Genomic DNA, 24114 nt, shown 5'->3' with positions numbered 1-24114 from the left:
GAGGTTTCCATCGCCATGATAGTCCAAAGTCTCTCGCGCCGTGCTGGAATGGCCTTCTCGTGTGCGCTCAGTTTGGCGCTTATTGCCTGCGGCGCCGCGAGCGCACAGAATGCCAACCAGACCCCATCGGATCAAACATCCGCCGGCCCGGCGAGCACCTACATGGAGCTCGACCAGATCGATCGCCTCAACGCGTTGAACAAGCTGCACCTCACAGCGAAGCAGGATGGCGACATCGCCACCATCATTACGCGACAGGCAGCGCTCTACACCGTAAAAGTCAATGCGCTTGCCGAGAAGCTGGTAGAGCCGATGAAGGGCGAGATAGCCGCGCTGAAGGCTACGATGCTGGTGGGTGGCGCGATGCCGGCCGACTTCGAGAAGAGGGCTAAGGCTATCGAGGATCAGTTTCTGGCCGAGCGTACGAAGCTCAACATGCAGAATATCGTGGATGTCTCTACAGCCCTGAAGGCTATATTAACGAAAAAGCAGGTGGATACCGCTGCGGGCCTCTCCAAGGACTACCTGGTGACGCAAGGAAAAGGGGCGGGCGGAACAACCGATCAGATGTTCAACTACTTCGTACTTCAGGAGTTTGTAAGTTACGCCGGCAGCGCCGCACTGCTTACCGAGATGCAGAAGGCGGCCGGCGCGCCGGCATCGCCGCCATCTGACGGTAATCCCTGATCGGTACAATCCCTGCCCGGCATCACGGTAACGCAATGCGGGCGGGGACGGCGATTGAGCGCCATCCCCGCCCGCTGGCCAAAACTCCGGCTGGTTAGGCCGTCAGCACGGAGTCGATCTTCGCGGCGATCTGCCGTCGCGGGTACGCACCCATTATCCGATCCACCTGTTTGCCGTCTTTGAAGAACAGCAGTGTGGGGATGGACTGGATGCCGTACCGCTCGGAAATCTCCTGCTCCTCGTCAACATTCACCTTCAAAACCTTGAGCTTGCCTGCGTACTCGGTGGCAAGGTCGTCTACAGCTGGGGCTATCTGTTTGCAGGGGCCACACCAAATGGCCCAAAAATCTACCATTACCGGTATCGGTGACTTGAGCACTTCCTCCTCAAAATCGCCCTTGGTTACCGCCGCGGCACTGCTCATCTACGCTCCTCCTTTTCGCTCCGGTTTTCTAATGATACCTAAATAGTCCGGCGCGCTTGCGGTTGTTCAAGCGCAGCGCTTTTCATCAACGTCTGTCTACGTCCGTTGCGGCGCGTAAGTTCCACCGTTCTTGCCCTGGCGCTATCGGATTGCGAATTTACGGCAAAGGTATACTAAACCTCCCGCGGCCAGCGGTTCAGGAGCGTGTGATGAAGTATGACGAATTGCCGATCGGACCGCAAGCGCCGGAGATTGTAACCGTTGTAGTGGAGATACCGCAGGGCAGCAGCAACAAGATCGAATACGATATTACGACGGAGGTATTCCGGTTGGACCGGGTGCTCTACTCGCCGCTTCACTATCCGTGCGAATACGGCTTTATACCGCACACCTTGTTTGAAGATGGCGATCCGGTAGATATTCTGGTACTGGCGTCCAAACCGACGTTCACCGGGTGCGTGCTGCCGGTGCGACCGGTCGGTGTCCTGCACATGAGCGACGACAAGGGGCAGGACCACAAAATCCTCGGTGTATCTGCTCACGACCCGCGATACGAAAATGTTCTCTCGCTCGAGCATGTCTATGAACACCGCCTCAAGGAGATCAACCACTTCTTCAATGTCTACAAGGATCTTGAAGATAAGGAGGTGGATGTACTCGGGTGGCAGGATACAGCCGCGGCGCACCGATTGATTCAAATGTATCGCACCGACGGCGGCGCCGCTCTGCCTAACGTAAGAAGCTGACTTGAGCGTGCGCGGCGTCCTAAACCAGCGGAGAACCTCATTGGGCGGACGCCGGGTACCTGGCCTTTCGCCGTGACGCCGCGCGAATGAACTTTGGCGCCGGTGATGGACGCACGGTGATGCTCGGATGGCGCTGGAGCGCGCCACGGGCGTGGCAGCGGTTCCACAAGGCATTCGATGCGCTCAAGATGGGGTCCTGGTTCCACCGGTGCATTGACCCAAGCGGCCCACATGCCTTACGGCGGAGCCGCTTAACCGTGCCACTGCGACGCTGCCTGCTGTTACGAATTGAGCCCGAGGCGGCGCGAATGCTTGACGCTCCAGCGCTGGTGGTGCCATAATAGATCGTGACCGGTCGGAGAGGCCGTTCATCTACCAGCACACCGCAGACAGTCGGCGCCCGTTAAGCGGGCATAATGGCCAAGGACGCCACCGGCCGAGGCTAGCTCGGTACCCGCACAGTGCAAAAGTGGCCAGGCGTAGGCGCCTGCCCCGGGTCCGTGTCTGCGCTTCGTTATCGCAGCGGACCGCGGGGCTTTTTTGTGCCTGCCCACAGGCGCTTAACAGCTTCCGGTGCACGAGAGGATACGAGAATGGCTCAAAAGAAAACCCGCCATGCCCGCCGTCGGCAGAAGGTGGCCGCGGGTAAAGAGTGGCTGCAACAGAGCAAAGGGCTGATCTTCATCGACTATCGTGGCTTAACCGTCAGTGAGCAAGAGACGCTTGGCCGCCGCCTCCGAAAGCATGGGTCGCGCTTCCATGTCGTGAAGAATACGCTTTTCACGCGCTCTCTGGGTGAGGAGCAGGCTGGAGCGTTCGCGGACTTCCTCAAAGGCCCAACCGCCGCCGTATTTCTGGGCGACGACGCCGTGGGGGCATCGAAAGCGCTCCTCGACTTCGTGCGTGAGATACGCAAGCCGGAGATCGTGGTGAAGGCCGCATGGATCGAAGGCAAGCTGCTTTCGCCCGCGGATGTTGTGCGCATCTCCAAACTGCCATCCCGCGACCAACTCGTCGCAGAACTGGTCGGTGTGCTGGAAGCGCCCATCGCGGAGTTCGTCGGCGTGCTCGACGGCATCATTTCAGAGTTTGTATACACACTCGACGCAATCGTCAGCCAGAAAGAGGCTGCCTGATCCCGTACGATCCCGCCCCAAGGGCGGCACAGGAGAAACAGAATGGCACTCACCAAGGAAGATTTCATCGCAGCCATCAAGGGCATAACCGTCCTTGAGCTGTCGGAGTTGACCCACGAACTGAAGGAGGTGTTCGGCGTTACGGCAATGGCGCCGGTGGCTGTCGCAGCCGCGCCGGGCGCAGTTGCGGGCGGCGAAGCCGCCGCTGAGGAAGCTCCGACCAGTTTTGACGTGGTCCTGACGGCGATCGGCGAGAAAAAGATCAACGTCATCAAGGTGGTCCGCGAAGTCACCAGCCTCGGCCTGAAAGAGGCCAAGGATAAGGTGGAAGCGGCGCCCGCCGCCATCAAGCAGGGCATCAATATGGAGGAAGCGCAGGCACTGAAGGCCAAGTTCGATGCCGAAGGCGCAACCGTGGAGATCAAGCCGGCCGCCGGCTGAACAGGCAGCTCTTCCGGCGAGGCATGCACGCCACTTGCCTCGCCGGAGCGAGCAAGTCGAGAGCTCGAGCCGGGCCGTTAGCGGGGCGCCAGTCCGTCGTAACTTCGGATAAGACCTATAACTTTTCCGATAATAAGGCTGTCTTCCCGGCGAACCTCAATCGGGTCGTAGGCGTTATTCGCAGGCATCAAGCGTGCGCCGGTGGGCGTGAACTGGATGCGCTTTACAGTCGCCTCGTCGCCGAGTAGAACGGCTACCAGATCACCGCTGTCGGCGCTGGCCTGTGGACGAATCACCACCAGGTCGTGTGGCATAATGTGCGCATCAATCATGGAGTCGCCCTTCACCAGCAGGGCAAATGCACCATCCACATTTCGCACCATCTCCTCCGGTACCGGAACCTGGCCCTCAACGTTCTGAGTAGCAGTAATCGGTGTTCCGGCTGCAATGGTCCCAACAAGCGGTACGAATGATGCGCCGCGCGCTACGGCAGTGCGACCGGTTTTTCCGATCACGGTGATCGATCTCGATGTGCTGGCGCGGTTGATGTAGCCCTTGCGTTCCAGCGCGTCAAGATGAACGGTGACGCCGCGCAGGCTGGATATCTGGAAATGGTTGCCAATCTCGCGGATGCTTGGCGGGTACCCTTTGTCGTCTACAAACTCCAGCAGGAAGCTCAATATGCGTTCCTGTTTCTCGGTTAGGCCCCGTGTCATTGCGCTTTGCCCTCGCTCGTCAAATATAGGCGTACTAAAGTCTACTGTACACCGTGCCACACGGTTGTGTCAAGGTATAGTTTCTCCGGGCAACGGCCCCGCATCATTCCGTTGCCGGGCCGATCTGGCTGCGCGCTGGCCCCACCAGCGCGATTTGACCGACCGCGCGCTTACGGGTCATAGCCTTCACGGCCGTATTCGCTTACGGTGAGCACCGATATGCAGCAGAATCCGGACCCACCGCCGGCGCTCTCCGTGGTGATTCCCGCCTATAACGAGGCTGACCGCATTCTGGCGACGCTCCAGCGCGTCGATCAGTACCTCAACGCGCGAGGCGTAGCATTTGAGGTGCTGGTGGTGGATGACGGCAGCAGCGACAGCACCGCCGAAGTCACACGGCAGTTTGGAGCAGCGCATCCTGCGTTCCATCTGCTCTCATACCACGCGAATCGCGGAAAGGGCTTTGCGGTGCGGTACGGCGTGCTCCGAGCGGTTGGCGACCTGGTGTTGTTCAGCGATGCGGATCTTGCTACGCCAATTGAAGAGGTAGAGAAGCTCGAAGCCGCGCTTACCACACCGATGGAGATCGCGATCGGGTCGCGCGATATGGCCGGCTCCCAGCTCCTTCGCCACCAATCTCCGCTGCGTGAATTCGGCGGCAAGCTTTTCAATCGTATCGTGCGCGTCGTGGCCGTGCCGGGCATACACGATACGCAATGCGGCTTCAAACTGTTTCCTCGCGCCGTGGCGCATCAGGTATTCGGACTTTGCCGGGTCGATTCGTTCGCCTTTGATGTGGAACTGTTGTACGTGGCGCGCCAGGTCTTCGGCATTCACATTCGCGAGGTACCGGTGCGCTGGGCGCACCAGGAAGGCTCAAAGGTTCGCTTCTTCCGAGATGCCATTCGAATGCTGAAAACGCTCGTCCGCATTCGTATCACCCGGTACCGACCGTCCGCCGCGCCGCCCACCACGCCATGAACGAGCCGGAATATCAGCGGATGTATCGGCTGGAAGACTCGTACTGGTGGTTTGCCGGCAGGAGGCAACTGGTGGAGAGCCTGATCGCCCGGTTTGCACCCTCAACGCAGGCGGGCAGGAGCATTCTGCTGGACGTGGGGTGCGGTACGGGCGCCATGTCGTTCGCCATGCAGCGTTGGGGGCACGTGGTCTCGCTCGATTTTACGCATCTGGCCCTGCAGTTTGCGGCGCGTCGCGGACTCTCGGGCATGCTTCAGGCAGACGCGCTCGCGATACCGCTCAAGAGCGAATCGGTCGATGTAGTTGTGGCGCTGGACGTGCTGGAGCATCTACCCCATGATCGCCCGGCCGTTGATGAGTTCATGCGCGTCCTGCGTCCCGGCGGCGTGGTTGTGGCCACCGTTCCGGCTGATCCGCGTTTATGGAGCGAACATGACGTTGCGCTGATGCACTACCGGCGCTATAGAATTGCGGAGGTAGGCTCGCTGTTTGGGGATGCAGGCTTCGTGTGGCGAAAGCTGGCGCACTGCATGACGCTGCTCTATCCGGTAGTTCGCGTCCAGCGAACGCTTAGCGCGAGGCGTCCACCCAACGATCCGCCACAGGCGGCGCTGCCAATGGTTCCTCCATTTGTCAACAATCTGCTGCGCGGAATCCTATGGGCAGAGAATAAGGTGGCGGAGCGGGTTCGTCTGCCATTTGGGCTTACCATCGTCTGCGTCGTGCAGAAACCACAATCCACGGTCAGCGGTCTCGCTGCACCACAAACTCCGTCAGCATAGTCAAACAGTCTGCGGAGAGGCTGGCCGGCAGCTGCGACAGTGCCTGGTTTGCCTGGTCTACGTACTCTCGAGCTTCAGCCCGCGTTCGATCAAATGCGCCGTGTTCTTCCAAAATGGCAAACGTAGCGTGGAAGCCTGCCTCGTCCAACCGGTCATTGCCCAGGGCGCTCAATAGCTGAGCTCGCTCGCTTTCCGTCGCTGCGGGCATTGCCAGCAAAAACGGCAGCGTTGCGCGGCCGTCACGCAGATCCGTTCCGCGGGGTTTGCCAGTTACCTCCGGGTCACCGGTGTAGTCCAGCAGGTCGTCGGCGATCTGAAACGCCATTCCCAAGGAGTATCCATAACGGCCAAGTGCCTCTTCCGTGGACTCGTCGGCGTGCGCCACGACGGCGCCACACCTACAGCAACCTTCAACAAAGGCGGCCGTTTTTTTGCGCACAATCTCGGTGTACTCCGCTATCGGGAGGTCGGCGCGTCCCGTTGCTGCAATCTCCATAACTTCACCTTCGCTCATTTCGGCCGTGATCTCCGCGACAGTACGAAAGAGCCTCAGGTCGCCGTCGATTGCAAGCAGGCGCATGGCACGCGCCAGTATATAGTCGCCACTGAGTACAGCCGCCCCGTTGCCGAACACCGCATTCGCGGTCGGTTTGCCTCGGCGCGTCGCTGTATCGTCCACCACGTCATCGTGTACCAATGTCGCCATGTGAACAAACTCAACCACAGCGCCGATAACCGCAATTCGAGCTCCGTCGCAGTCCGGCTCGACGGCACGCGCCGCAAGCGCCACCATCGCCGGGCGCAACCGCTTTCCACCCGCCAGCAGTAGGTGTCGCGCAACCAGTGCAACCAGTCGATCTTCTCGACCCACGTCCTCCTGCAGCCTGGCTTCAACGCGAACAAGGTCGGGCTGAACGAACTCAAGGAATGCTGCCGGTGAAACGCCTACACACGGGGGCACCAGGAATGTCGTGTTTGTCACGATGCGCCGCCATCGGGACGAACACCGACGTGGATACAGACCGTCCCAAGGTGCATATCGTGCCAGGTTACGTTGGTAAACCCGGACAACTCCATCCGGTCGCGCAGTTCGGCCCTCGTCAAGAAGCGCTTCATCGATTCCGGAAGGTAACGGTACGCGTCCCTTCGGCTAAAAATCGCGCCGACCCGCGGCAGCAGCCGGAACAGATAGAAGTCGACAATAGGCCGCGTCCAGCCGCGCTCCGGACGGGCAAATTCCAGTATCACCAGGCGACCTCCAGGCTTTAGCACCCGGTAGAGTTCAAGGAGGCAGGTATCGATCCGCGTCACATTCCGAATGCCGAAGCCGATCGTTACTGCGTCGAACAGACCGCTATGGCACGGAATTGCGCAGGCATTGGCCGTTGAAAACACGATATTGGCGTTTTGTCGGAATTGGGGCTTGCGGCGTGCGGCTGCCAGCATTGGCAGGCAGAAATCCATTCCGAGCACGGCGCCGCTAGGTCCAGTGGCGTGCGCAGCTTCCAACGCGAGGTCTGCGGTCCCGGAGCACATGTCCAGACATACCTGGCCGGGCGAGATGCGGGCGAACCGGACAGCGGCGCGACGCCACGCGTGGTGCCGGTTAAAACTGAGTAGCGCGTTGAGCAGGTCATAACGCGGCGCGATGGCTGCGAACATCGCGCGGACCGACTGCTCGCGGCTCGCCGGGCTCGCGTCGAGAAGCGCTGCGAGACTTGAGCCCGGCATATCACCCGTGTTTGAGGCAGTGTCGTGCATAGGCGCAGAACGCGAACGGCACGCCTAACCTGCCGGGCGCAGGGCGTGGCCTTTCCAGCAGGCATCAGCCTGCCCGCGGTGGCGAGTATACCTGCCGGGCGTGCCACCAGTCAATAAAGCAACCAAGACCTGTGAACTATTGTGGGCCGGACGACAGCCGTACCGTTCGGCGTAAAACAGGCGGTATGGCCGGCGCACAAAACGGCGCCAAACTCCTTGACATCCACTTTGCAAGCTGATACGATTCAACTGCCGCGCCGATGATGAAGCGGTATCCGCTTCTCCGGCTCGTTGGCTGTGGCAGTCTGAAACCATCCGCATTGGTGGCTTTGAAGAAAGGCTCCAACGATGACGACGTCGCCCGCCCGCGGAGGAACCCGCTCCGCATTCACGCTTATCGAGTTGTTAGTAGTCATAGCGATCATCGCTATTCTGGCTTCGATCCTGTTTCCCGTATTCGCCCAGGCACGAGAATCGGCGCGCAGGATCGCATGCATATCGAACATCCGGCAGATCAATATCGCCTCGGCGATGTACGCTGAGGATTTCGATGAAACCGTGGTGCCGGCCGGCATGCGCTATGCCCACACACCGAGCATCTGCTACGAGTGCGACAACAACACCCCATGCCTGACCAGCAGCTACTGGACGTCGCCCCGTGCCTGGGTCGACTGGGGTGTGCCGCTGATACCGTACATCAAGGATGAGCACCTGTTCAGCTGCCCGGACCGTCCTCAGTATGGATGTAACGGGTACGCCATGAATACCGACTCCTCCGACGATGACTTTCCAGGTCCTCCGACGCCACCGGGCTCGTTCATGGATAATCCTGGCGATGGTCCCGTTGCCCTGACGGAAGCTTCCGTCTCAGCACCGGCCGACTGCCTGTTCCTCTACGACTCACACGACCAGGCGCTCGAGACCGCTCCCACCACCAATTGCGGCCCGTCGCAAGGCTGGGACACCGAGGCGTGGGAGACCATGAACTCGTGGATCGTCGCAGAAAAGAGTGGGGAAGGCGTGCAGGAGGCGTGCCAGGCGCAGGGGGTGGAAGACCCATGGCGGCACACCAACGGGTTCAACGTTGCCTGGCTGGACGGGCACGCCAAGTATGTCCACCTCACCCAGCTCTATCAGCACAACCTGGATATCGAAGATATCGACTACACGCCTGCCAACGACCCGAACTGGCCGGAATAGCGCCACAACGCCGGCTGTGTTCGACCTGCCGGTGCTTTCGCGTTCGGCATCGCACCGGCAGGTCATCTGTCTATAGCTTCTCGATTGGAGGTTTGAAACCGCCATGGCAGAGACAATCAACCTGGGAGGAGGCTCCTCGTCCGGGCCGGGCGCGCCCAAGCCGAAATCTCAAACGCCCAACGGACTGCGCCGCGAAGCGCCGCGTGGCGTGGTGATCGCAGCGGCCGTGCTGCTCGCCGGATGCCTGTTTGCCGGCGGCTGGTACGCGTGGAACGGTGGCTGGAAGACGAAAGCTCAAAAGGAGTGGGAGTACCGGCACGTCTACGGCCCGATTCACCAGGCCCAAAAAGGGATGATGGATGCGTTCAATGCCGAAAACGCGCGCCGTAAAGCCGATGGCGAACCGCTTCTGAAGATGCCGCCTGACCGCCATCAGAGCTTTCAGGATGCAAAGGCGAAGCTGGCCGAGATGCGGCAAAAGTACGGTAGCAAAGCGGGCCCGCCTGCGCAAAACCCGTAGCGAATAAACGCTAGAAGAGGCGGCCCAGAAAGAAAGTTCGACCGAACAGTAGCTGCCAAACCGGACCGTCGCCGTGCAGTTGCCACTGAAGGGCGACATCGTATACGTCCCACGCATGCACGGCGTAGCTTACGCCGTGCATCGTAGTAACCTGGCTGCGCTGGCCAGCAATTGGAGATTGGTACACCAGTTCGTTGGTGTATTGCCAGCGTCCGCCGGGTAGAGGAAAGGTGAATGAGGCGGTGCCGAGCAGTTCCGTGTCGCGACCGCCGGCGGATTGACGCGCCAGATCTGCCACTCCCATGTTGAGATCCACGTGCGCCGTCACGTCGCCGTGATGGGAGTGGGCGAAGTCGCGGCTGGCAAGCAGCAGAATCGCGTGGTCCACTTTGCGGCTACCGAAACCGCTCGGCGCCGTTGGCAGCGTCAGCGTGTAGCGTGCTGTAAGGTCCCACCCAAAGTGTTGTTGATCGCGAAACAGGTACTCGCCGGCCAGGTAGGTATTGCCGATTGCGTCGGCGCCGTGCGGCACAATTAGCAGGCCGTCGCTGCTTAGCCGATACTCCACCCGCTGGTTCTTCATCGTCAGCTTGAAGACGACCGGCGTGCTCCACAGCTCGCCGCGATCCCAGTTGTCCTGCCCACCAAATTCCGTCTCCAGCCATCCAGGCGCCGTGAGGCTGGCGGGGTCCGTGACGGTGGGCCGGCCGGGATTAACCGCCGGCGGCGACGCCTTTCCGCCCGGGCTCTGCGCGAACGCGGCTGCCGGCCAGGCCAGGGCTGTGGCAAGCCAGATCATCCTGAGTGGATGCCTGGAATGCTTCAACTGCCGGCTTTCAGAATGCGGATTTGGGTGGACAGCGTGAACGTCTTATGCCGGATAGTGTAGGTGATCTCGGCAAATGTCGCGCGATAGCCGGTGGCGGGGTTATCCATATGACCCGTAAAGGAGCTGCCGTTCACGTCTACGGGTGTGGAGCTCCAGTGAGACTCACGGAAGTCTTGCGTGGGAGCGTCCGCGTGAAACATCCGCGCCGAAACCATTGGCGTATCACTAGACACCGTGAGATCTGCGCCGTTAGCCACGGCGGAGTAGGCCCACTTCATCGTCGGCCACGGCGTACGTGACGCTATACAATCGGCGAACGAAGTGAGTGCATTGTACACTCGAACGCGGTCCTCCAGCCCATGCCCACTGTTCGGGTCGTACATCACCCACTTTGGGCCCTCAAGGCCGTTCCAGTACAGGTTGAGCGCATCCTGCGCCCAGTAGTGGTCGTTTGTGCCGAGGATCAGCAACTTTGGCAGCGTCAGTATTTTGCGGTAGGAGTATGGGTCCTCCAGCCCGAGCAGTTTGCGGCCCATTGGGGTCTTCAGCTTGGGAAAAATGCCGGCTCGCGTGTAATCATCGATCTCGGTGCTGAACGCTCCATAGGCTGCAAGCTGATGGGGACCCTGGGCGGCCACGTTCAGCGTGTCGATTACCATAGGGGCTATAGCTTTTATCCGTTTGTCCTGGCTGGCGCCGGCCAGCCACGTAGTCCAGCCGCGCTTGGAGGCGCCGGTGATGAGAAACTGGGTAACGGCCGGCTGCTTCTCGGATTTCATGAACTGCTGTATCGCGTCCATCGACTTGATCACGGCCTTGCACATCGGGAAGTGCAGCGGCCAACTGTCGTCGCCGGTTTCCATATACTTCAGCCAGGTGTACACAACCAGCGCATCTTCCGACTTGCCGCCGAACAACGGCTGGTTGGGGATGTTGAAAAGGATGGCGAACAGGCCATGCGAGGCGCGCGCAGCCATCATGCCCACCGCCGCGTCCGAAGGTCCCCCGTTGCCGCCCGTGTTCAGCAGCGTGCAGAAGTGCGAATGCTCCACGTTGTCGGGCTTGAATATCTGAAGGTGGTGCTCCCACGTGATGCCGTGCCAAACCTGCGACACCATGTGAAGGTCGTACACGGTGCCGCCTTCAACATGCTGTTCTCCCAGCTTGGTCCAGTGAAAGGCCGGGTCGGGCTCGGCCAAAAACGAGTGCAGGTCCGCGCGGGATGCGGAAACGGTTCCTGCAACCATCAAAACGGCAGCTAAACAACCCAGCATAGTTCGAGCAAGCATCTTGGCACCTTCCTCGTGGCATCAACGCGATTGAACGTTCGCCGCCCGTCGCATCGGTTCCTGCAAGCCCGAGCGGCGGCGGTTCCGGACTCACGCAGGAAACCGCGGCCCTCACGCTAAATCAACCCGGCGTAAACTGCGGTGGTTAACCAGGAGGCTGCGAGATGGCACCGTTGCACGGGCGTGCTTCATTGCTGACAGAGGCCGGAGCTCCGGCCAGAGTGGAAGATATTCTCATCGATGCGCCTGGGCGCGACGAGGTGCTCATTCGCCTTGCTGCCAGCGGCGTTTGTCATACCGACCTGCATACCAAGACCATGAATGGCATGGGGATGGCGTTCCCGATTGTGCTCGGCCACGAGGGCGCCGGCTGGGTGGAGGAGGTTGGTGAAGGTGTTACGGGGCTCGAAAAGGGCGATCCGGTCGTTATCGCCTACCGCGCGCCGTGCGGCTCGTGTCCCGCCTGTTTACGCGGTGATCCGCGCCACTGTTATCGGGCGTTGCGACCCGGTACGCGTATCCACCGTGCTTCGGATGGGGCTGCGTGTGCCCAGGTGCTGAGGTGCGGAACCTTCAGCACGCATACCGTGGTCCACAGCAGAGCCGCTATCAAAATGCCTGCACAGATGCCTCTCGAAAAGGCCTGCTTGATCGCGTGCGGTGTCGTTACCGGCGTCGGCGCGGTGTTCAACACCAGTCCGGTGTTCCGCGGCGCTCGCGTTGCCGTAGTTGGCTGCGGCGGGGTAGGGCTCAGCGTGATTCAGGGGGCGAAGTTGGCGCACGCCAGGCAGATCATCGGCGTCGACGTGAATCCGGTGAAGCTCCAGTGGGCGCGCGATTTCGGCGCTACCGACGTGGTGAACGCAAAGGAGTGTGACGCAGTTGCGCGTGTGCGGGAGTTGACAGCCGATGGATGGGACGGCGGCGTGGAGTTTGCTTACGAAGCGGTCGGGGTGCCGCAGACGATAGATCAGGCGGTCCGAATGCTCTCGTACGGCGGCACAGCCACGCACATCGGCCTGCCGGAAGGTGACGCTGCTGTAACGCTGAACCTGGGCGATATGGATACCGGCGTCTACTGGAACAAGGCTTGCCTACGCGTTTGCCACGCCGGTGATACGCTGCCGAGCGATGACTTTCCACTGCTGGCGCAACTCTACCTGCAGGGAAAGCTCAATCTCGACGGAATGGTTACGCGCGAAATCCGGCTTGAGGATGTGGAGGACGCGTTCCACGAGATGGAGACGGGCAACGTAATCCGATCGGTCATCCGGTTCGACAGCTAGCGGGTACACCGGCCTGGCCGGATGACTATCGGACCCCCATCAGTAGTTCGCTTACCAGTTGATCCAGGCGCTCGTATCGCAGTCCGCGCGCACCAACCGCATCGCGGTTGATCGCCAGAGCCTGGACGGCGACTGCCCGATCCCGCGAGTATTTGCCGATCAGCCCGGCGTGCCCGTTGGGATCCGCGGCGGATTCGGCAAGCAACGCCGAAATCTCAGGATCGGAGTCCATCTGGCGCGCCTTCTCCTTCAGGATGAGGTAAGTGCGCATGCACCCAGCGGCAAAATCCCAAACGCCTTCCTGATCCTCCGTCCGGTAAGCGTGTGCGTCAAAGTGCCGCATTCCGGTGTAACCGTGACTCTCAAGCAGTCGTACCAGAAAGAGGTTGGTTTTCAGGTCTTCGGCCCCAAACCGGTAGTCCTGGTCGTAGCGTCCGGGCTTTTGACCATTCAGGTCCACGTGGAACAGCTTGCCACAATCCAGCGCCTGGCCAACCGCGTGCACAAAGTTGAGCCCTGCCATCGTTTCATGCGCAAATTCCGGGTTGACACCAAACAGCTCAGGCCGGTCGAGAGTTTGGATAAAGGCAAGCGCGGCGCCGACCACCGGCAGGTAGATATCGCCGCGGGGCTCGTTGGGTTTCGGTTCCAGCGCAAACTTGAGCCCATAGCCCTGGTCCTCACTGTATGCGGCCACAAAGTTCAGGCATTCGCGGTATCGCTTCAGCGCGTCGATCGGGCAGCGGGCGGCATCGGTCTCGGCGCCCTCGCGTCCGCCCCAAAAGACATAGACACCGGCGCCAAGTTCCGCGCCGAGGTCCATCGCGCGCATCGTCTTCTGGACCGCGTATGCGCGTACCGTAGGGTCGTTGGAGGTAAAGGCGCCATCCTTGAAGATGGGGTCGAAGAACATATTGGTAGTCGCCATCGGAACGCGCATGCCCGAGGCGGCAAGGGCAGACTTGAACTCGCGAACTATCCGGTCGCGCTCTGATGCGGTGCTGTCAATAGGCACCAGATCGTTATCATGCAGGTTTACGCCATACGCGCCGAGCGCCGAGAGCTTGTGCACGGCATCGATCGGACTGACCGGACCGCGAACGAAATCGCCGAATGGGTCGCGTCCCCGGTTGCCCACAGTCCACAATCCAAACGTAAACTGGTCGCTCTTGCGCGGAGTGTAATCTGCCATCTGGCCCGCTCCCTGTGACGATGTTTGTCGCAGGTTCGGCAGTCTGTGCGGTATCACCTGCCCCGGGCGGACCGCATACGTGGTGGGCTGCTTACCAGCGGTTGATATGCTTGGCCTGAATGAGATGACTGGCGGTCTGACTGTCGGTGACCAGGTCATGAACCAGCGGCTGCCGCCAGCCCATCTTCGCCCACTCCAATACGGAGCGGATCGCCTCCACCTTTGTCTTTCCTCCGGCCACGGCGACCACTTTTGGAATCATCTGCAGTTGGTCGAACGAAACAGATACAAGGCGGCAATTGATTTCGGCAACGCAGCGCTCAAGCTCTGCCAGCAGCCGCTCCGGCAGCGTCCGCTGCGCCGTGAGTGTAACAAAGAGGCGATTACATATATCGCCCACGGCACAGCCTATATCTAAGTGATGCTTGTGAATAGCTCTGGCGATCTCAATGAGGCGGACCATGTGCTCGCGTACCGGCTCCAGATGCGGTTCACTACAGCCGGTTATGTATCGGTGGCCCGAGTCCGGGTGCGCGGCCCCCACTCCAACCAGCGCCAGTGTGGGCACCACCACCTCATAGTCGGATACTGGCGCCAGAGCGGGCTGGCTCCGGAGACGCTGCTCCCATAACTGCGGCGAGATCATCATGCCCGGTCCGTGCTGCAAGCTGCTGGTGACATCGGCCGGCGTTGCCAGGGCAGCGGGAAGCGAAAGGCGAACCTGCGCAACATCGGCAAATGCACGAGCCAGCCATGAGGCGCTGGCATCTGCATCCATGGCGACGCGGGCATTAGGGCTCTGTACACTCCACGGAGTCGCCGTGATGCTCCCGTTCAGTGACATCACTCGAATGCCACGCAAATTGCGCTTATCAAAAATGTGACTCTGGAAGAGGCTCTCGCACGTATAGAACACCGCCCGACCCGACGACAACCCGATAACTTCATTCTGACGGAAGATCGTGTCGAGGTACACAGCGGCAACCTGGCCCAGGACGCGTTGCACCAGATCGTCGGCGACCATCGGTTCGCCGTCTCGGTCCGGCGTTGGCGGCATCTCCGCAACAATCGCCGACTGCAGGCCGTAGGCCACCACAAGCTCCCGTTCGAGGGTTTCGTCACGCGGTGGCTGAAACGGTGCGGCCTCGTCAATAAAAACGCGTACGATACCGCTATCCAGTGCGTATCGGTACAGCCGCGATACCGTACTTGCATCCAGATGGGGCAAATCGGGTTCGGCCTGCTTCAGGTGCTGCAGAACTTCCTTCTGCTCGCGACCGTCAACCAGTACCATGCGCGCGATCAGCGCCGCCAGCCGTCGCCGTTCGTCCGCATCCAGCGCGGGACGCCTACCCCGTCGACCAGGAGCCGACGGACGGCCCGCTACGTCGGACTCGGTGGTTGAGACACTGCGATTAGCCTGTGGCATCTACTTCCTCCCGCGCATCAGCATACCACCATTCGCTTCGTCCGGCAGCATGAGCACGCATTGCAAAGGGTAGCACTATCAGCGGGAGAAGCATGCGCTTCCGGCGCGCTCGCGCTGGGCCTGAATCGGCGCCGACCACTTACCGGCACGTCTTGATGGCGACGAATAAGGCAACCAATCGTTACGCATGCTGTAGCATATCTACTTGACAGCAGGTGCGTGATTCGGTATATTGCTTACAGTGGGAACGCTCATTCCCGTACTCGTTCGAGCGTCCCCAGGCGGTTCATTGCCGCTTGAGGTCCGGCCCGGCTTCAATGACGCAGCTGGGCCGGTCTTTTTGCCCACCAGGTAAAAAAGGGCGGGTGGCTGAGCCACCCGCCCTTTTCATGCCTCGCGCCGACGCGATCGAAGAACTACTTTACGCCTAGCTTTGCTAGCGCCGATCGGATTGCGCCTTCGTCAAAGCCAACGCCGTGCCAGACCACCTTGCCCGTGGAATCGAGCACGTAGTTCGTAGGAAATGCCTGGACGCCGTAGTGGCTGAACACGGGGAACCCGGGATCCTTCTCGCCGCCGCCCATCACGATCCGGAATGTCCACTTGCTCGTCTCGATGTATTGCCGGATTGTGGCGGCAGGGTCGCCGTAGTTAATCGCAACCAGCTGCAAACCCTTGGGCGCCAGCTCCGAATAGAGAGACTGGAGATGAGGAAACTCCTCATGGCATGCTGGTCAACTGTAGAACCAGAAGTTCACCAGCACCGCTTTTCGTCCATCCAGCGCCTGCTTCAGTGAGTAGTCGCCGCCGCCAGGCAGCGGGAGTTGGAACGGTGGCGCTTGCGCTCCGATCGCCACGAGCGATTTGTCGTACGGGTCGGCCGGCGCCGCGGATGCTGACTGAGCGTCCGCCGGTAGCGCGAAGTGGAGTTGCGCTGACGAAACGTTGTTCACATGGATGTTGGAAAGCGTGGAGGTTAGCACAATTCGGTGCTTACCCTCGGTGATGATCGTCTGGCTGCGCACCACAACGCCGTCGCTCCGCGCATACGTGCGTTGCTGCAGGTGGAGCACCGCCGCTGCCGTGGATTTGGAACCACTTTCAATCAATATGGCTGTCCGCACGCCGCCGACAACGCCGGTGCCAACACCAGTGGGCCGCACTGGCACACTCAGCAGACTCTTCAGGGGTCTGAAGAACACCTGGACTGGGAATACGGATGCAACCTGGATGTCGGCGCCGTCCGGGGCCGCAGATGCCTGCGAGTACTGGCGGGATTTGGTCATAAATCGCGTCAGGGTTTTGCCGGTGTCGGCCAACACCTCGTTGTAGGGTGCGCCGACGACCAGCCGGCATTCATTCGGCTTGCGCAGCCAGATTCGAACCGGCGTGGTGATTGTGCGACCATCCACCACCTGCGTGAACGTGATCGATGCCGAAAGTGACTGGAGTCTCCTCATCGCGGCGTGGATGCGCGCCGCTAGCGCTGCCGGGCTTTGACCCGCCGTCGATGGTACCGCGCAAAACACCCCGCAGCAGCCGCAGGCAACCGTGAACCAGCGCGCACTACCAGGCTTCATCATCTCGTTTCCTTTTGCCGTCGTCCCCGGCGGTCAACCGCTAGACTGTTGGCAGCTCCGCTCCGCACTCCTGGCAAAACTTCCAGGTTACGTTGGTTACTACCGAGCCGCATGTTGGGCACGTGCGCCGGCCTGCATCGGGATCGGCATGCGGGTAATCGCCCCGCAGCAGCTTCCGATACGAATCGCTCGCCGCCCACTCCTTGAGCTCGCGCGCCCGCAACGCCGGAAATGGATGCGTTTGGTGTTGGACCATCAAATACTTGTAGTAGAGGCTTACCCAGCTTTCGTCCAGGTCTTCAAACTGGTCGGCTTGCAGGGCAAACTCGTCGGGATCCAACTCGGATGATAACTTCGGCGAGCCGCCAGCCAGCTTGAGCAGGGCCATAATGCAGACGCTCTCGTTTTGCACCGTCAACAGGCCCGCGCGGTCCGCAGTCAACTCGCTCCTGCGAAACCAGACAAACAGAGCGTAGAGCATCGCTGAGCTCAGGAGCGATCCCAGCGGTGTTATCGAGCCGATGACCTCGTTCATCAGTCGAGCGATAATGATCGCCATCGTGCGATACACCATATGCTCGGCTTTGATGTGGCCCAACTCGTGTCCGATAACAGCCAGCCGCTCCTCCGGCGTCAATAGCTCCACCAACCCGGTTGTCATGACGATGGTGTACTTCTTCATTCCGAACGCAAAGGCATTTGGCCTCGGATCCTGCATCAAATACAGCTCCGGCTCCTTCACGTCGAGAATCGCGCAGGCTTCCTGAAGGTCGGCATAGATCGATGGCGCCTGTTTGGGTGAGACCCGCACAGCGTCCCCGGTGAAGAGGATCCGCAGGAACCGCTCGCCGCTCAGATTAGACAACTGCCGCAGCACCCTGTCAACGCCAAAGGTCCGGCGAAGTACCTCGAGTGCAGCGCGATCAGCGGGGTGTTCGATCGCGGCGCTCGACAGCCCAGGAAACCGCACCCGCTCGGCTTGAGGGAGTTCCATCGTCTGCGTCACTCGGAGCCTCCCTCAGGGCGCGGGCCCGGATCGCCCGAGGCTTCGTGTCGTCGCGCCCAGCTGTCGATCAACTCAGAAATCTTCTGCTCTGCCGGATGTCCCTCTGTGGCGCCACCCGGATTTGAGTCCTCACCGGACGGTGATGGCTCTATGGGCGCTGACGTCTCACTCGCAGCCACATCGTCCGGGTCGGCCACTTCCTGAACGTCGACAATTCTGGTAGATGGCGCCGGCTCAGGCTGTTTAGCGCCACAGTAAGGACAGAATCGCGCGCCGGACGTCACCTCCTTATGGCAATGGATGCAGTGAGCGTCAATTGAAGGAGAAACAGCCCGCTCCGCTGCGGTAAAAGCTGCGAACACGCCGCACATTGCGCGCGCGTTGCCGCAATTGTCGGCCGACTCGGTGCGCAATCGAACCGGGTCGCCATCTGCCAGCCGGATTGTAAGGCTGCACTCGGGCGGACCGCCAAACGACTCGATCTCGGAATAGGTGAGCGCGGAAATCTGTGCCAGCTCAAACGTGTGCGGCTCAATCTCACTGGGCCGCAGCGTGTCGGGGTGGATGTGCTGGAGTATCAGTCGCTTGTCGGTAAGGCCGATATTGACGTATGGCGCAAAAAATGCCTCCGGCCCAATCGCCAGCTTACCGCGCCAGCCACCAGCCACGCGTCCGCGGAGGAACGCCAGCAGTTGCTCATGCGGCTGGAGCTGAGAATGGAGGCCGCTGATCAGGGCAGCGCGCGCCGCCCGCCGCTCCGCCCTTTGAGAGGCAGCGCGCTGATCCTCGGCTGGTTCCGAAGCATTTACCATCTTACACCCCCGTGACAAACCGGTACTTCCCTAAGTGGTGTGACGGAAGTGACAGTGGTGCGGTTTCGCGGAAGCATCCCAACCACCAGTTCTAGCGCGTCACAAACCGCCGGACGCACGGTCCCGTAATTGTTACGTTTACGCGGCCAGCCTTCATGCGCGCCTTCAGGCGCCTGCCCGCCATGGTTAGCACCGAGCCTGGCAGGGATACGTCGGCGCGAACGCCGACCGGCAGCCGCACAGTGAGGCTCAGACCGTGCGGGAGGCTTACCGCCCTCACGTGAATGGGGCCGTGCGGGGTAGGCACGGTGCCTGCAGCCCAGTGCAGGCCCGACAGATGCGGCGCAATTACCGCCGTGGAAAACCCGCCGCCCGTTGGTCTTATGCCTAAAACGCACTCCGTCAGCCAGCTGGTGACACCGCTCGACCAGCCATGACACAAGCTCACGAAGTAGCCGACGCCGTCATCCGCGCCAAGGTGAAGATGCGGGTGCACCTTCGGCCACGACAGGTCATATCCTTCCCAGAATGAGGTCGCCCCCTCCTTCAGCATTCCGCCCCAGAACGCTCTGGCAAACTTCAGCGCCGCCCGCGTATGACCCAGCTTGCTCATGGCATAGAGCACGTAGTTGTCGTAATACGGAGTGGCGATTTCTTTCCACGCTGGTGAGGTTGGTGCAAACGCCGCCGTATAGATCGCGCCGTAGTCTGCCGGAACTGCCGCGCCGCTGTATACCGCCATCGCGTTTTCTTGCCGTCGTGCCCCCCAGACGCCGCTCTGCGGGTCGGCAAGGTGCGCTCGGGCCGCCAACGCGAGCGTGTGCGCCCACTGCGCTGCCCGTGTTGCGTTTGTGGGATCGCCCATGGCGCGCAGGAGAAACGCGGCCTGGCGCGCGGCATAGATAATAAAAAGATCGGTAGCCGCGCGGGCCAAAGGCGTATCACCATCGAATCCCGGCGACCAATCTACGAAGGGCCACTGGTGGTGCGCGTTCACAAACAGGTTGTCGGCATCCATCTCGCCATGGAGATACGTCAGCATTCCCAGCAACGGTAGATGCTGCTTCAGGAGCCAGCGCTTATCGCCAGTATGGCGGTACAGATCCGCCATGCCGCCAATCCATGCACACGAGTACCCCGGAATGCCATTCACGTTGGATTTAGGCGGATCGCTATATGGAAGGCCACCCTGCGCATCGCTGCGCAGCCGGTCCATCGTTTGCTCCATCAGAAATCGATCCAGGAACACGGTATCGATTACGCGCCCCGACACATGCAGGTCGCCCATCCAGCGGGCTCGATCACGCTTCGGCGCATCCCAGATGTCCTCTTGCATACACAGGTGAGCGGTGTATGCGCCGGTATACCAAATCCGGGTGAGAAGTGGATCGGAACAATCGAAACTGCCAAGGTACCGCACCGGATAGTACTTGTGGTTGAAACTCATCCGCGTCAACCGGAGGGTGCCCGCGCCTCCGGCGTCTTGCGGCACAAACACCAGTCGCACAAATCGCCAGGCGCTCCATGGCGTTGCCGCGCGCCGGGCCGGAGTGTTCAGGTTGTGAATGCCGCCCCACGGCTTGACCATGGCCTCGCCGAGGCTCTCGCCCGTACCGGCCTGAACCACGCCGGTGCCCGAGCCCGTGATTTCGAGCCGGCCCGCCAGTTCCTTGCCGAAGTCCAGGACCAGAGATGGAGGATTTTTGGATCCTTGAGGGGCGAGGTGGATTACCAGGTTTTGCCCGCCGGCGCGGCATACGGTCTCAGCGCCGGTAATCGAGCCGTCGCCGGCGTGAACCTGTACGACGCGGACGGGCGGCAGCCAGATGTGCGCCAGGTACGGCGCGTCGGTGATGCCCGGCCAGCCGCTTAGACCGGTGGACCATGGCCCTCCGCCCAAAGGCGCGATAACGGCGGATGAAGTCCAGTTGGTCGCCGGATAGCTCGGCGAAAGCCAATCTGAGGTCGGCTGCTCTTCCGTCGCCCGCCACAGGGAGTTGGTGGTCAACAGGTTGTGGCTGCCGCTTTCCACCACGGCCACGGCGCCGGCGCTGCCTTCCTGATTATGACCTTCAATGCACACGACGTTCGTGCCGCGCCTCAGCCAGCGCGCCACAGGGACCACCGAGGCGTTCTGCCATGCATATCCGCCCGGTGGGTCTTTGGTGGTTGCAGCTGCTGCGTGCCCGTTCACCCATACCTTCAGGAAATTATCAGCCGCAGCTCGCAGCAGTGCCATCTGAGGCCGTTGATGCAGCTGGAAGGTTCCGCGCAGCCAGACCGTCTGATTGTCACGGGTGTGCTGCGCCCAGATCCAGTCGGGCTGCGGGCTTATTCGCTGCGACGGTTTCGCTGCTTTAGGTATCGGTAAGCCGAACGTGGGGTCCAGCGTCGGTGGACGCTGCGCTGTCGCGGCCGCAGCGAAGCACAGGATCGCCGTACAGGAGGCAATGCGAATAATAGTGGCGTTTCGGTTCATGGTTTGGTGGTGGTGCTCCGAGCGCCAAGGCGACTCGGCCATACCGGCGCGGCCGGTGGCCTTGGCGCATAGGCTCTCAACTCTTCAGGGTGATCGCGCAGGTAGCGCATCAAACGGCGGCGCTTCTCGGTACCACGCACGCCGGCCGTTTGGTATGGCAGCAGTTTGTTATCGATGTCAGACACGCGCCGATAGATGTTGGTCCAACGCTTTTTGACGGCGGCTAAACTGATGAACAGAGCCTCCGCCAACTCCTCGTCAGAGAGGCCCTGGCGAGCGTGAAGCAACAGCGCCTGATCGTCGCGGTCGAAGCCGAACCGCGGCGGCGTATAGAGAAATGGCCGGCAAATTGCCGCGCCGTCTTTGCCGAGTATCCGCTCTCGCACTGCTTCAAACACGTATGGATGCATCTCGGGGTTAGGCTTCGGATGATTCGTGAACCACTTCGAGTAGTCATTCAACAGGTCGAATCCTACAGCGCTGCAGCGTTCGTAACCCTCAGTGCCCACGGTTTCGATGAGTATTTGCCGGACATTGAACCCAGCGTGAAGCTCCAGGAACCTGTCCATAAGCAGCGTCCGGATATAGAGCGAGTCAACGGGACTGTAGTGCACGGTATCCCATACCCAGTGCGTAACCAGACCGTTGAGGCCGGAGCTTGCGTTGGCGCGATCAACCCCGGCCCCGTTCAGAATGGCGGGCGAACACTCTGTCGGCGGATGCGCCGCATGGCGATTCAGACATGGTGGCTGGCCCTGCCTGAACCAGGCCACAAATTCGTCGCTGACAAAGACAGCGCCGGCAACGCCAACAAGCCTCGGTCCGGTCGGTACGTCGATGTCCTCAATAACCAGCGTCAGTGCCGCATCCGTCAGAAAAAGCAGGCCCCATTCCGTGGCGCCACCGGCCGGCGTATCACCATCAAAGCCAAAGCAAGCGGTCTCCAGTTGGAGCCACGCCGTAAAATCGTCCGGAACGGCCTCGCGTGTACAAAGGTTCAAGCAGTGCGCCCAGTATCCTCAAGTCCGCCGGCGCACCGCAACTGGCCGCCGCGGCAGCACACAATGTCAGAGAAGAATACAAACGTCTACGTAAAAATGTATCCTTTTAGGGTATTGCCTCCTGCGCTGCAGGCCGATACAATACTCGGCGGAGACCTGATCCGTCATGACGCGGCGGCCTTCACCTTCACTGCGGTTCGGCCCGCCAAGTCGTGCCTGGCGGGCCGAGCCAATTAATGTTGAAACAACTGTACCCCCAAGTGGCGTGCAATTTGCCTGCCTGATTAGGCCTCTGACCGGATGGGCAGGAGTTCGCGCACTCCCTGTCTAATTGTTGGTGAGTAATGCACGCGGCCAGCGCTTTCGGTGGAGTTTAATAACTACCCAAACGCTGACAGGAGTAGGTAATGAATGTCGGGATTCTAACCGGTCCGTTTGGTAATGAGCCTCTTGAGGCCGTAGCGGCGTTTGCCGCTGAGTACGGTTTCCGCAGTCTGGAAGTAGCGACCGGGCCGGGCAGCAAGCACATCGACACAGCAGCGTGGACCGTCGATCGATCCGCGGAGGTCTCGCAATTGATGGAGCGCCGCGCCCTGCAAATCTCGTCGCTGGCTGCCTACACCAACCTGACGGATGGCGACGCCGGTCGCCGCGCACGCAATGTTGAAACCGTGATGAAAGCCATCGACATCGCGGCCGATTTGAACGTGGAGGTTGTATGCACCCTTGCGGGCCTGCCACCAGCCGGCAAGGACCGCTTCAAGGTTATTGCCGAGGACTGCACCGTCGTGTTTCCTCCGATTCTAAAGCACGCTCGCTCCAAGGGCATCAAAATCGCGTTGGAGAACTGGTATGCAACCAATATCCAGCACCTGGGTCACTGGGATGAGCTGTTCCGGGCCGTACCGGATGACAACTTCGGCCTCAATTTCGATCCGTCGCACCTGCTGTGGCAGGGAATCGACTATATCGCAGCCGTGGATCATTTCGCCAGCCGCATCTTTCATACGCATGCCAAGGATACCGAGATATCGGAGCGCAAGCGCGATTGGGTGGGCGTGCTGGGTGATGGATGGTGGCGCTATGTCATTCCCGGTCTCGGCCAGGTGCGGTGGGGCGAATACATCGCAGCGTTGCGACGAAACCAGTATAATGGCGTCCTCTCCATCGAGCACGAGGACGGGGCAGTGGAGCGGGAGGAGGGGTTTCTGATTGGTAAGAAGTACCTCGAGCAGTTTATCGCCGGCTGAGGCTTGCCTGCAGGAACCGCTGCTTCCGCGCTATCGTCTAAATCAACATGCTCGTCAGTCATACGATCCGCATCACACAAACGAGATTCCACGAAAGGAGTCAATCATGAAGTGGCTTCTGGTTGCGGCTATCGCCGCAATAGTCGCTTTTCCAAGGGCCGCCTCCGCGCAGACCAAGCTCGAGATCGGGACCATTCCCGATATCAGCGACTCATCGCCCACCTTCTGGGCAATGTCGGGCTACGAAATCATCCACATCGGGGCTTCGGCCGGACGGCTGACGCCGATTATGCGTACGGAGACATTTGACGCACGCACCGTCGAAATCCTCAGCCGTACCCAGGCGCCCCGCCTCACCGCCAAGGATGTCGCCGTAGTACACGAGGGTGGGCGAGATCTGATTACCGTGCGAGGCTATTTCCTTGGAGAGGTGCTGCCGCAGGATGCCAGGTCCGCAGGAATGAGCAAATCCGCCCTGGCAGCCAAGTGGGCCGCGGCAGTGGCACGTGTGCTTCCAAGGGTAGCACCGCTGCCCAGCCGCTTCGGCATTTAGTAGCGATCGGCTGC

At 60.7% G+C, this 24114-nt stretch carries 26 protein-coding genes; 12 read left to right on the top strand and 14 right to left on the bottom strand.

Features of this window, described 5'->3' with window-relative positions:
• Positions 1-15 precede the first annotated feature (15 nt).
• Positions 16-687 (top strand): hypothetical protein, encoded by a 672-nt coding sequence (locus tag KGJ62_09920; GenBank protein ID MDE2126894.1) that lies wholly within the window; start codon positions 16-18, stop codon positions 685-687.
• Positions 688-781: 94 nt separating this feature from the next.
• Here KGJ62_09920 and trxA read toward each other — a convergent pair whose 3' ends face one another.
• Positions 782-1111 carry a thioredoxin gene (gene trxA, locus KGJ62_09915; protein MDE2126893.1) on the bottom strand — a complete coding sequence of 110 codons (330 nt, stop codon included), beginning with the start codon at positions 1109-1111 and terminating at the stop codon, positions 782-784.
• Positions 1112-1320: 209 nt separating this feature from the next.
• On the opposite strand from trxA, the gene KGJ62_09910 reads away from it, so the two are divergent.
• The 4 genes from KGJ62_09910 to rplL all read left to right on the top strand — a co-directional run bounded on the left by KGJ62_09910 (position 1321) and on the right by rplL (position 3434).
• Positions 1321-1857 (top strand): inorganic diphosphatase, encoded by a 537-nt coding sequence (locus tag KGJ62_09910; GenBank protein MDE2126892.1) that lies wholly within the window; start codon positions 1321-1323, stop codon positions 1855-1857.
• Between the two features lie 86 nt (positions 1858-1943).
• Entirely contained in the window at positions 1944-2198 is a 255-nt protein-coding gene (locus KGJ62_09905; protein MDE2126891.1) for a hypothetical protein, read from the top strand.
• Positions 2199-2450: 252 nt separating this feature from the next.
• A complete protein-coding gene (locus tag KGJ62_09900) occupies positions 2451-2993 on the top strand; it encodes a 50S ribosomal protein L10 (GenBank protein MDE2126890.1) in 543 nt (180 codons plus the stop codon).
• Between the two features lie 42 nt (positions 2994-3035).
• Entirely contained in the window at positions 3036-3434 is a 399-nt protein-coding gene (rplL, locus tag KGJ62_09895; protein MDE2126889.1) for a 50S ribosomal protein L7/L12, read from the top strand.
• Positions 3435-3511: 77 nt separating this feature from the next.
• Here rplL and lexA read toward each other — a convergent pair whose 3' ends face one another.
• Positions 3512-4150: a transcriptional repressor LexA gene (gene lexA, locus KGJ62_09890; protein MDE2126888.1), complete on the bottom strand. Its 639-nt coding sequence runs from the start codon at positions 4148-4150 to the stop codon at positions 3512-3514.
• A gap of 219 nt (positions 4151-4369) precedes the next feature.
• On the opposite strand from lexA, the gene KGJ62_09885 reads away from it, so the two are divergent.
• Both KGJ62_09885 and KGJ62_09880 read left to right on the top strand, forming a co-directional pair.
• A complete protein-coding gene (locus KGJ62_09885) occupies positions 4370-5131 on the top strand; it encodes a glycosyltransferase family 2 protein (GenBank protein ID MDE2126887.1) in 762 nt (253 codons plus the stop codon).
• A complete protein-coding gene (locus KGJ62_09880) occupies positions 5128-5913 on the top strand; it encodes a class I SAM-dependent methyltransferase (GenBank protein MDE2126886.1) in 786 nt (261 codons plus the stop codon). The genes KGJ62_09885 and KGJ62_09880 overlap by 4 nt, the downstream gene beginning before the upstream one ends.
• Here KGJ62_09880 and KGJ62_09875 read toward each other — a convergent pair.
• Together KGJ62_09875 and ubiE are read right to left on the bottom strand one after the other, a co-directional pair.
• Positions 5876-6895 carry a polyprenyl synthetase family protein gene (locus KGJ62_09875; protein ID MDE2126885.1) on the bottom strand — a complete coding sequence of 340 codons (1020 nt, stop codon included), beginning with the start codon at positions 6893-6895 and terminating at the stop codon, positions 5876-5878. The genes KGJ62_09880 and KGJ62_09875 overlap by 38 nt on opposite strands.
• On the bottom strand, positions 6892-7674 hold the full coding sequence (gene ubiE / locus KGJ62_09870; GenBank protein ID MDE2126884.1) for a bifunctional demethylmenaquinone methyltransferase/2-methoxy-6-polyprenyl-1,4-benzoquinol methylase UbiE: 783 nt from the start codon (positions 7672-7674) through the stop codon (positions 6892-6894). The genes KGJ62_09875 and ubiE overlap by 4 nt, the downstream gene beginning before the upstream one ends.
• Positions 7675-8022: 348 nt before the next feature.
• Here ubiE and KGJ62_09865 point away from each other — a divergent pair, with 348 nt between their 5' ends.
• On the top strand, positions 8023-8874 hold the full coding sequence (locus tag KGJ62_09865) for a prepilin-type N-terminal cleavage/methylation domain-containing protein (protein ID MDE2126883.1): 852 nt from the start codon (positions 8023-8025) through the stop codon (positions 8872-8874).
• A 103-nt stretch (positions 8875-8977) separates the two neighbouring features.
• A complete protein-coding gene (locus tag KGJ62_09860) occupies positions 8978-9394 on the top strand; it encodes a hypothetical protein (protein ID MDE2126882.1) in 417 nt (138 codons plus the stop codon).
• A 10-nt stretch (positions 9395-9404) separates the two neighbouring features.
• Here KGJ62_09860 and KGJ62_09855 read toward each other — a convergent pair whose 3' ends face one another.
• Together KGJ62_09855 and KGJ62_09850 are read right to left on the bottom strand one after the other, a co-directional pair.
• A complete protein-coding gene (locus tag KGJ62_09855; GenBank protein ID MDE2126881.1) occupies positions 9405-10193 on the bottom strand; it encodes a hypothetical protein in 789 nt (262 codons plus the stop codon).
• Positions 10194-10216: 23 nt separating this feature from the next.
• A complete protein-coding gene (locus KGJ62_09850; protein MDE2126880.1) occupies positions 10217-11512 on the bottom strand; it encodes a hypothetical protein in 1296 nt (431 codons plus the stop codon).
• 164 nt (positions 11513-11676) lie between these two features.
• On the opposite strand from KGJ62_09850, the gene KGJ62_09845 reads away from it, so the two are divergent.
• Positions 11677-12798: an alcohol dehydrogenase catalytic domain-containing protein gene (locus tag KGJ62_09845; protein MDE2126879.1), complete on the top strand. Its 1122-nt coding sequence runs from the start codon at positions 11677-11679 to the stop codon at positions 12796-12798.
• 25 nt (positions 12799-12823) lie between these two features.
• Here the strand turns inward: KGJ62_09845 and xylA are convergent, their stop codons facing one another.
• The 8 genes from xylA to KGJ62_09805 form a co-directional block, all read right to left on the bottom strand.
• Positions 12824-13990 carry a xylose isomerase gene (gene xylA / locus KGJ62_09840; GenBank protein MDE2126878.1) on the bottom strand — a complete coding sequence of 389 codons (1167 nt, stop codon included), beginning with the start codon at positions 13988-13990 and terminating at the stop codon, positions 12824-12826.
• Positions 13991-14081: 91 nt separating this feature from the next.
• Entirely contained in the window at positions 14082-15419 is a 1338-nt protein-coding gene (locus KGJ62_09835; GenBank protein ID MDE2126877.1) for a hypothetical protein, read from the bottom strand.
• A gap of 416 nt (positions 15420-15835) precedes the next feature.
• Entirely contained in the window at positions 15836-16105 is a 270-nt protein-coding gene (locus KGJ62_09830; GenBank protein MDE2126876.1) for a TlpA family protein disulfide reductase, read from the bottom strand.
• Between the two features lie 48 nt (positions 16106-16153).
• Complete coding sequence (locus KGJ62_09825) at positions 16154-17002, bottom strand: hypothetical protein (GenBank protein ID MDE2126875.1); 849 nt, start codon at positions 17000-17002, stop codon at positions 16154-16156.
• A gap of 37 nt (positions 17003-17039) precedes the next feature.
• Positions 17040-18005: a M48 family metallopeptidase gene (locus tag KGJ62_09820; protein ID MDE2126874.1), complete on the bottom strand. Its 966-nt coding sequence runs from the start codon at positions 18003-18005 to the stop codon at positions 17040-17042.
• On the bottom strand, positions 18002-18817 hold the full coding sequence (locus KGJ62_09815) for a zinc ribbon domain-containing protein (GenBank protein ID MDE2126873.1): 816 nt from the start codon (positions 18815-18817) through the stop codon (positions 18002-18004). Before KGJ62_09815 ends, KGJ62_09820 begins: the two co-directional genes overlap by 4 nt.
• 91 nt (positions 18818-18908) lie before the next feature.
• Positions 18909-21296: a hypothetical protein gene (locus KGJ62_09810; GenBank protein MDE2126872.1), complete on the bottom strand. Its 2388-nt coding sequence runs from the start codon at positions 21294-21296 to the stop codon at positions 18909-18911.
• Positions 21293-22297 (bottom strand): response regulator transcription factor, encoded by a 1005-nt coding sequence (locus KGJ62_09805; GenBank protein MDE2126871.1) that lies wholly within the window; start codon positions 22295-22297, stop codon positions 21293-21295. Before KGJ62_09805 ends, KGJ62_09810 begins: the two co-directional genes overlap by 4 nt.
• A gap of 407 nt (positions 22298-22704) precedes the next feature.
• Here KGJ62_09805 and KGJ62_09800 point away from each other — a divergent pair, with 407 nt between their 5' ends.
• Both KGJ62_09800 and KGJ62_09795 read left to right on the top strand, forming a co-directional pair.
• Complete coding sequence (locus KGJ62_09800) at positions 22705-23547, top strand: sugar phosphate isomerase/epimerase (protein ID MDE2126870.1); 843 nt, start codon at positions 22705-22707, stop codon at positions 23545-23547.
• Between the two features lie 106 nt (positions 23548-23653).
• On the top strand, positions 23654-24100 hold the full coding sequence (locus KGJ62_09795; GenBank protein MDE2126869.1) for a hypothetical protein: 447 nt from the start codon (positions 23654-23656) through the stop codon (positions 24098-24100).
• The last annotated feature ends 14 nt before the right edge of the window (positions 24101-24114 follow it).

It is taken from the genome of Armatimonadota bacterium, from assembly GCA_028871815.1.
In the GTDB taxonomy this organism is placed as follows: domain Bacteria; phylum Armatimonadota; class Chthonomonadetes; order Chthonomonadales; family Chthonomonadaceae; genus REEB205.
This window is presented reverse-complemented; position numbering and strand designations above follow the sequence as displayed.

Coding starts and splice junctions, on each gene's coding strand:
- KGJ62_09920 (MDE2126894.1), top strand. CDS start 16: ATGATAGTCCAAAGTCTCTCGCGCCGTGCTGGAATGGCCTTCTCGTGT.
- trxA (MDE2126893.1), bottom strand. CDS start 1,111: ATGAGCAGTGCCGCGGCGGTAACCAAGGGCGATTTTGAGGAGGAAGTG.
- KGJ62_09910 (MDE2126892.1), top strand. CDS start 1,321: ATGAAGTATGACGAATTGCCGATCGGACCGCAAGCGCCGGAGATTGTA.
- KGJ62_09905 (MDE2126891.1), top strand. CDS start 1,944: ATGAACTTTGGCGCCGGTGATGGACGCACGGTGATGCTCGGATGGCGC.
- KGJ62_09900 (MDE2126890.1), top strand. CDS start 2,451: ATGGCTCAAAAGAAAACCCGCCATGCCCGCCGTCGGCAGAAGGTGGCC.
- rplL (MDE2126889.1), top strand. CDS start 3,036: ATGGCACTCACCAAGGAAGATTTCATCGCAGCCATCAAGGGCATAACC.
- lexA (MDE2126888.1), bottom strand. CDS start 4,150: ATGACACGGGGCCTAACCGAGAAACAGGAACGCATATTGAGCTTCCTG.
- KGJ62_09885 (MDE2126887.1), top strand. CDS start 4,370: ATGCAGCAGAATCCGGACCCACCGCCGGCGCTCTCCGTGGTGATTCCC.
- KGJ62_09880 (MDE2126886.1), top strand. CDS start 5,128: ATGAACGAGCCGGAATATCAGCGGATGTATCGGCTGGAAGACTCGTAC.
- ubiE (MDE2126884.1), bottom strand. CDS start 7,674: ATGCACGACACTGCCTCAAACACGGGTGATATGCCGGGCTCAAGTCTC.
- KGJ62_09865 (MDE2126883.1), top strand. CDS start 8,023: ATGACGACGTCGCCCGCCCGCGGAGGAACCCGCTCCGCATTCACGCTT.
- KGJ62_09860 (MDE2126882.1), top strand. CDS start 8,978: ATGGCAGAGACAATCAACCTGGGAGGAGGCTCCTCGTCCGGGCCGGGC.
- KGJ62_09855 (MDE2126881.1), bottom strand. CDS start 10,193: ATGATCTGGCTTGCCACAGCCCTGGCCTGGCCGGCAGCCGCGTTCGCG.
- KGJ62_09850 (MDE2126880.1), bottom strand. CDS start 11,512: ATGCTTGCTCGAACTATGCTGGGTTGTTTAGCTGCCGTTTTGATGGTT.
- KGJ62_09845 (MDE2126879.1), top strand. CDS start 11,677: ATGGCACCGTTGCACGGGCGTGCTTCATTGCTGACAGAGGCCGGAGCT.
- xylA (MDE2126878.1), bottom strand. CDS start 13,990: ATGGCAGATTACACTCCGCGCAAGAGCGACCAGTTTACGTTTGGATTG.
- KGJ62_09835 (MDE2126877.1), bottom strand. CDS start 15,419: ATGCCACAGGCTAATCGCAGTGTCTCAACCACCGAGTCCGACGTAGCG.
- KGJ62_09825 (MDE2126875.1), bottom strand. CDS start 17,002: ATGATGAAGCCTGGTAGTGCGCGCTGGTTCACGGTTGCCTGCGGCTGC.
- KGJ62_09815 (MDE2126873.1), bottom strand. CDS start 18,817: ATGGTAAATGCTTCGGAACCAGCCGAGGATCAGCGCGCTGCCTCTCAA.
- KGJ62_09810 (MDE2126872.1), bottom strand. CDS start 21,296: ATGAACCGAAACGCCACTATTATTCGCATTGCCTCCTGTACGGCGATC.
- KGJ62_09800 (MDE2126870.1), top strand. CDS start 22,705: ATGAATGTCGGGATTCTAACCGGTCCGTTTGGTAATGAGCCTCTTGAG.
- KGJ62_09795 (MDE2126869.1), top strand. CDS start 23,654: ATGAAGTGGCTTCTGGTTGCGGCTATCGCCGCAATAGTCGCTTTTCCA.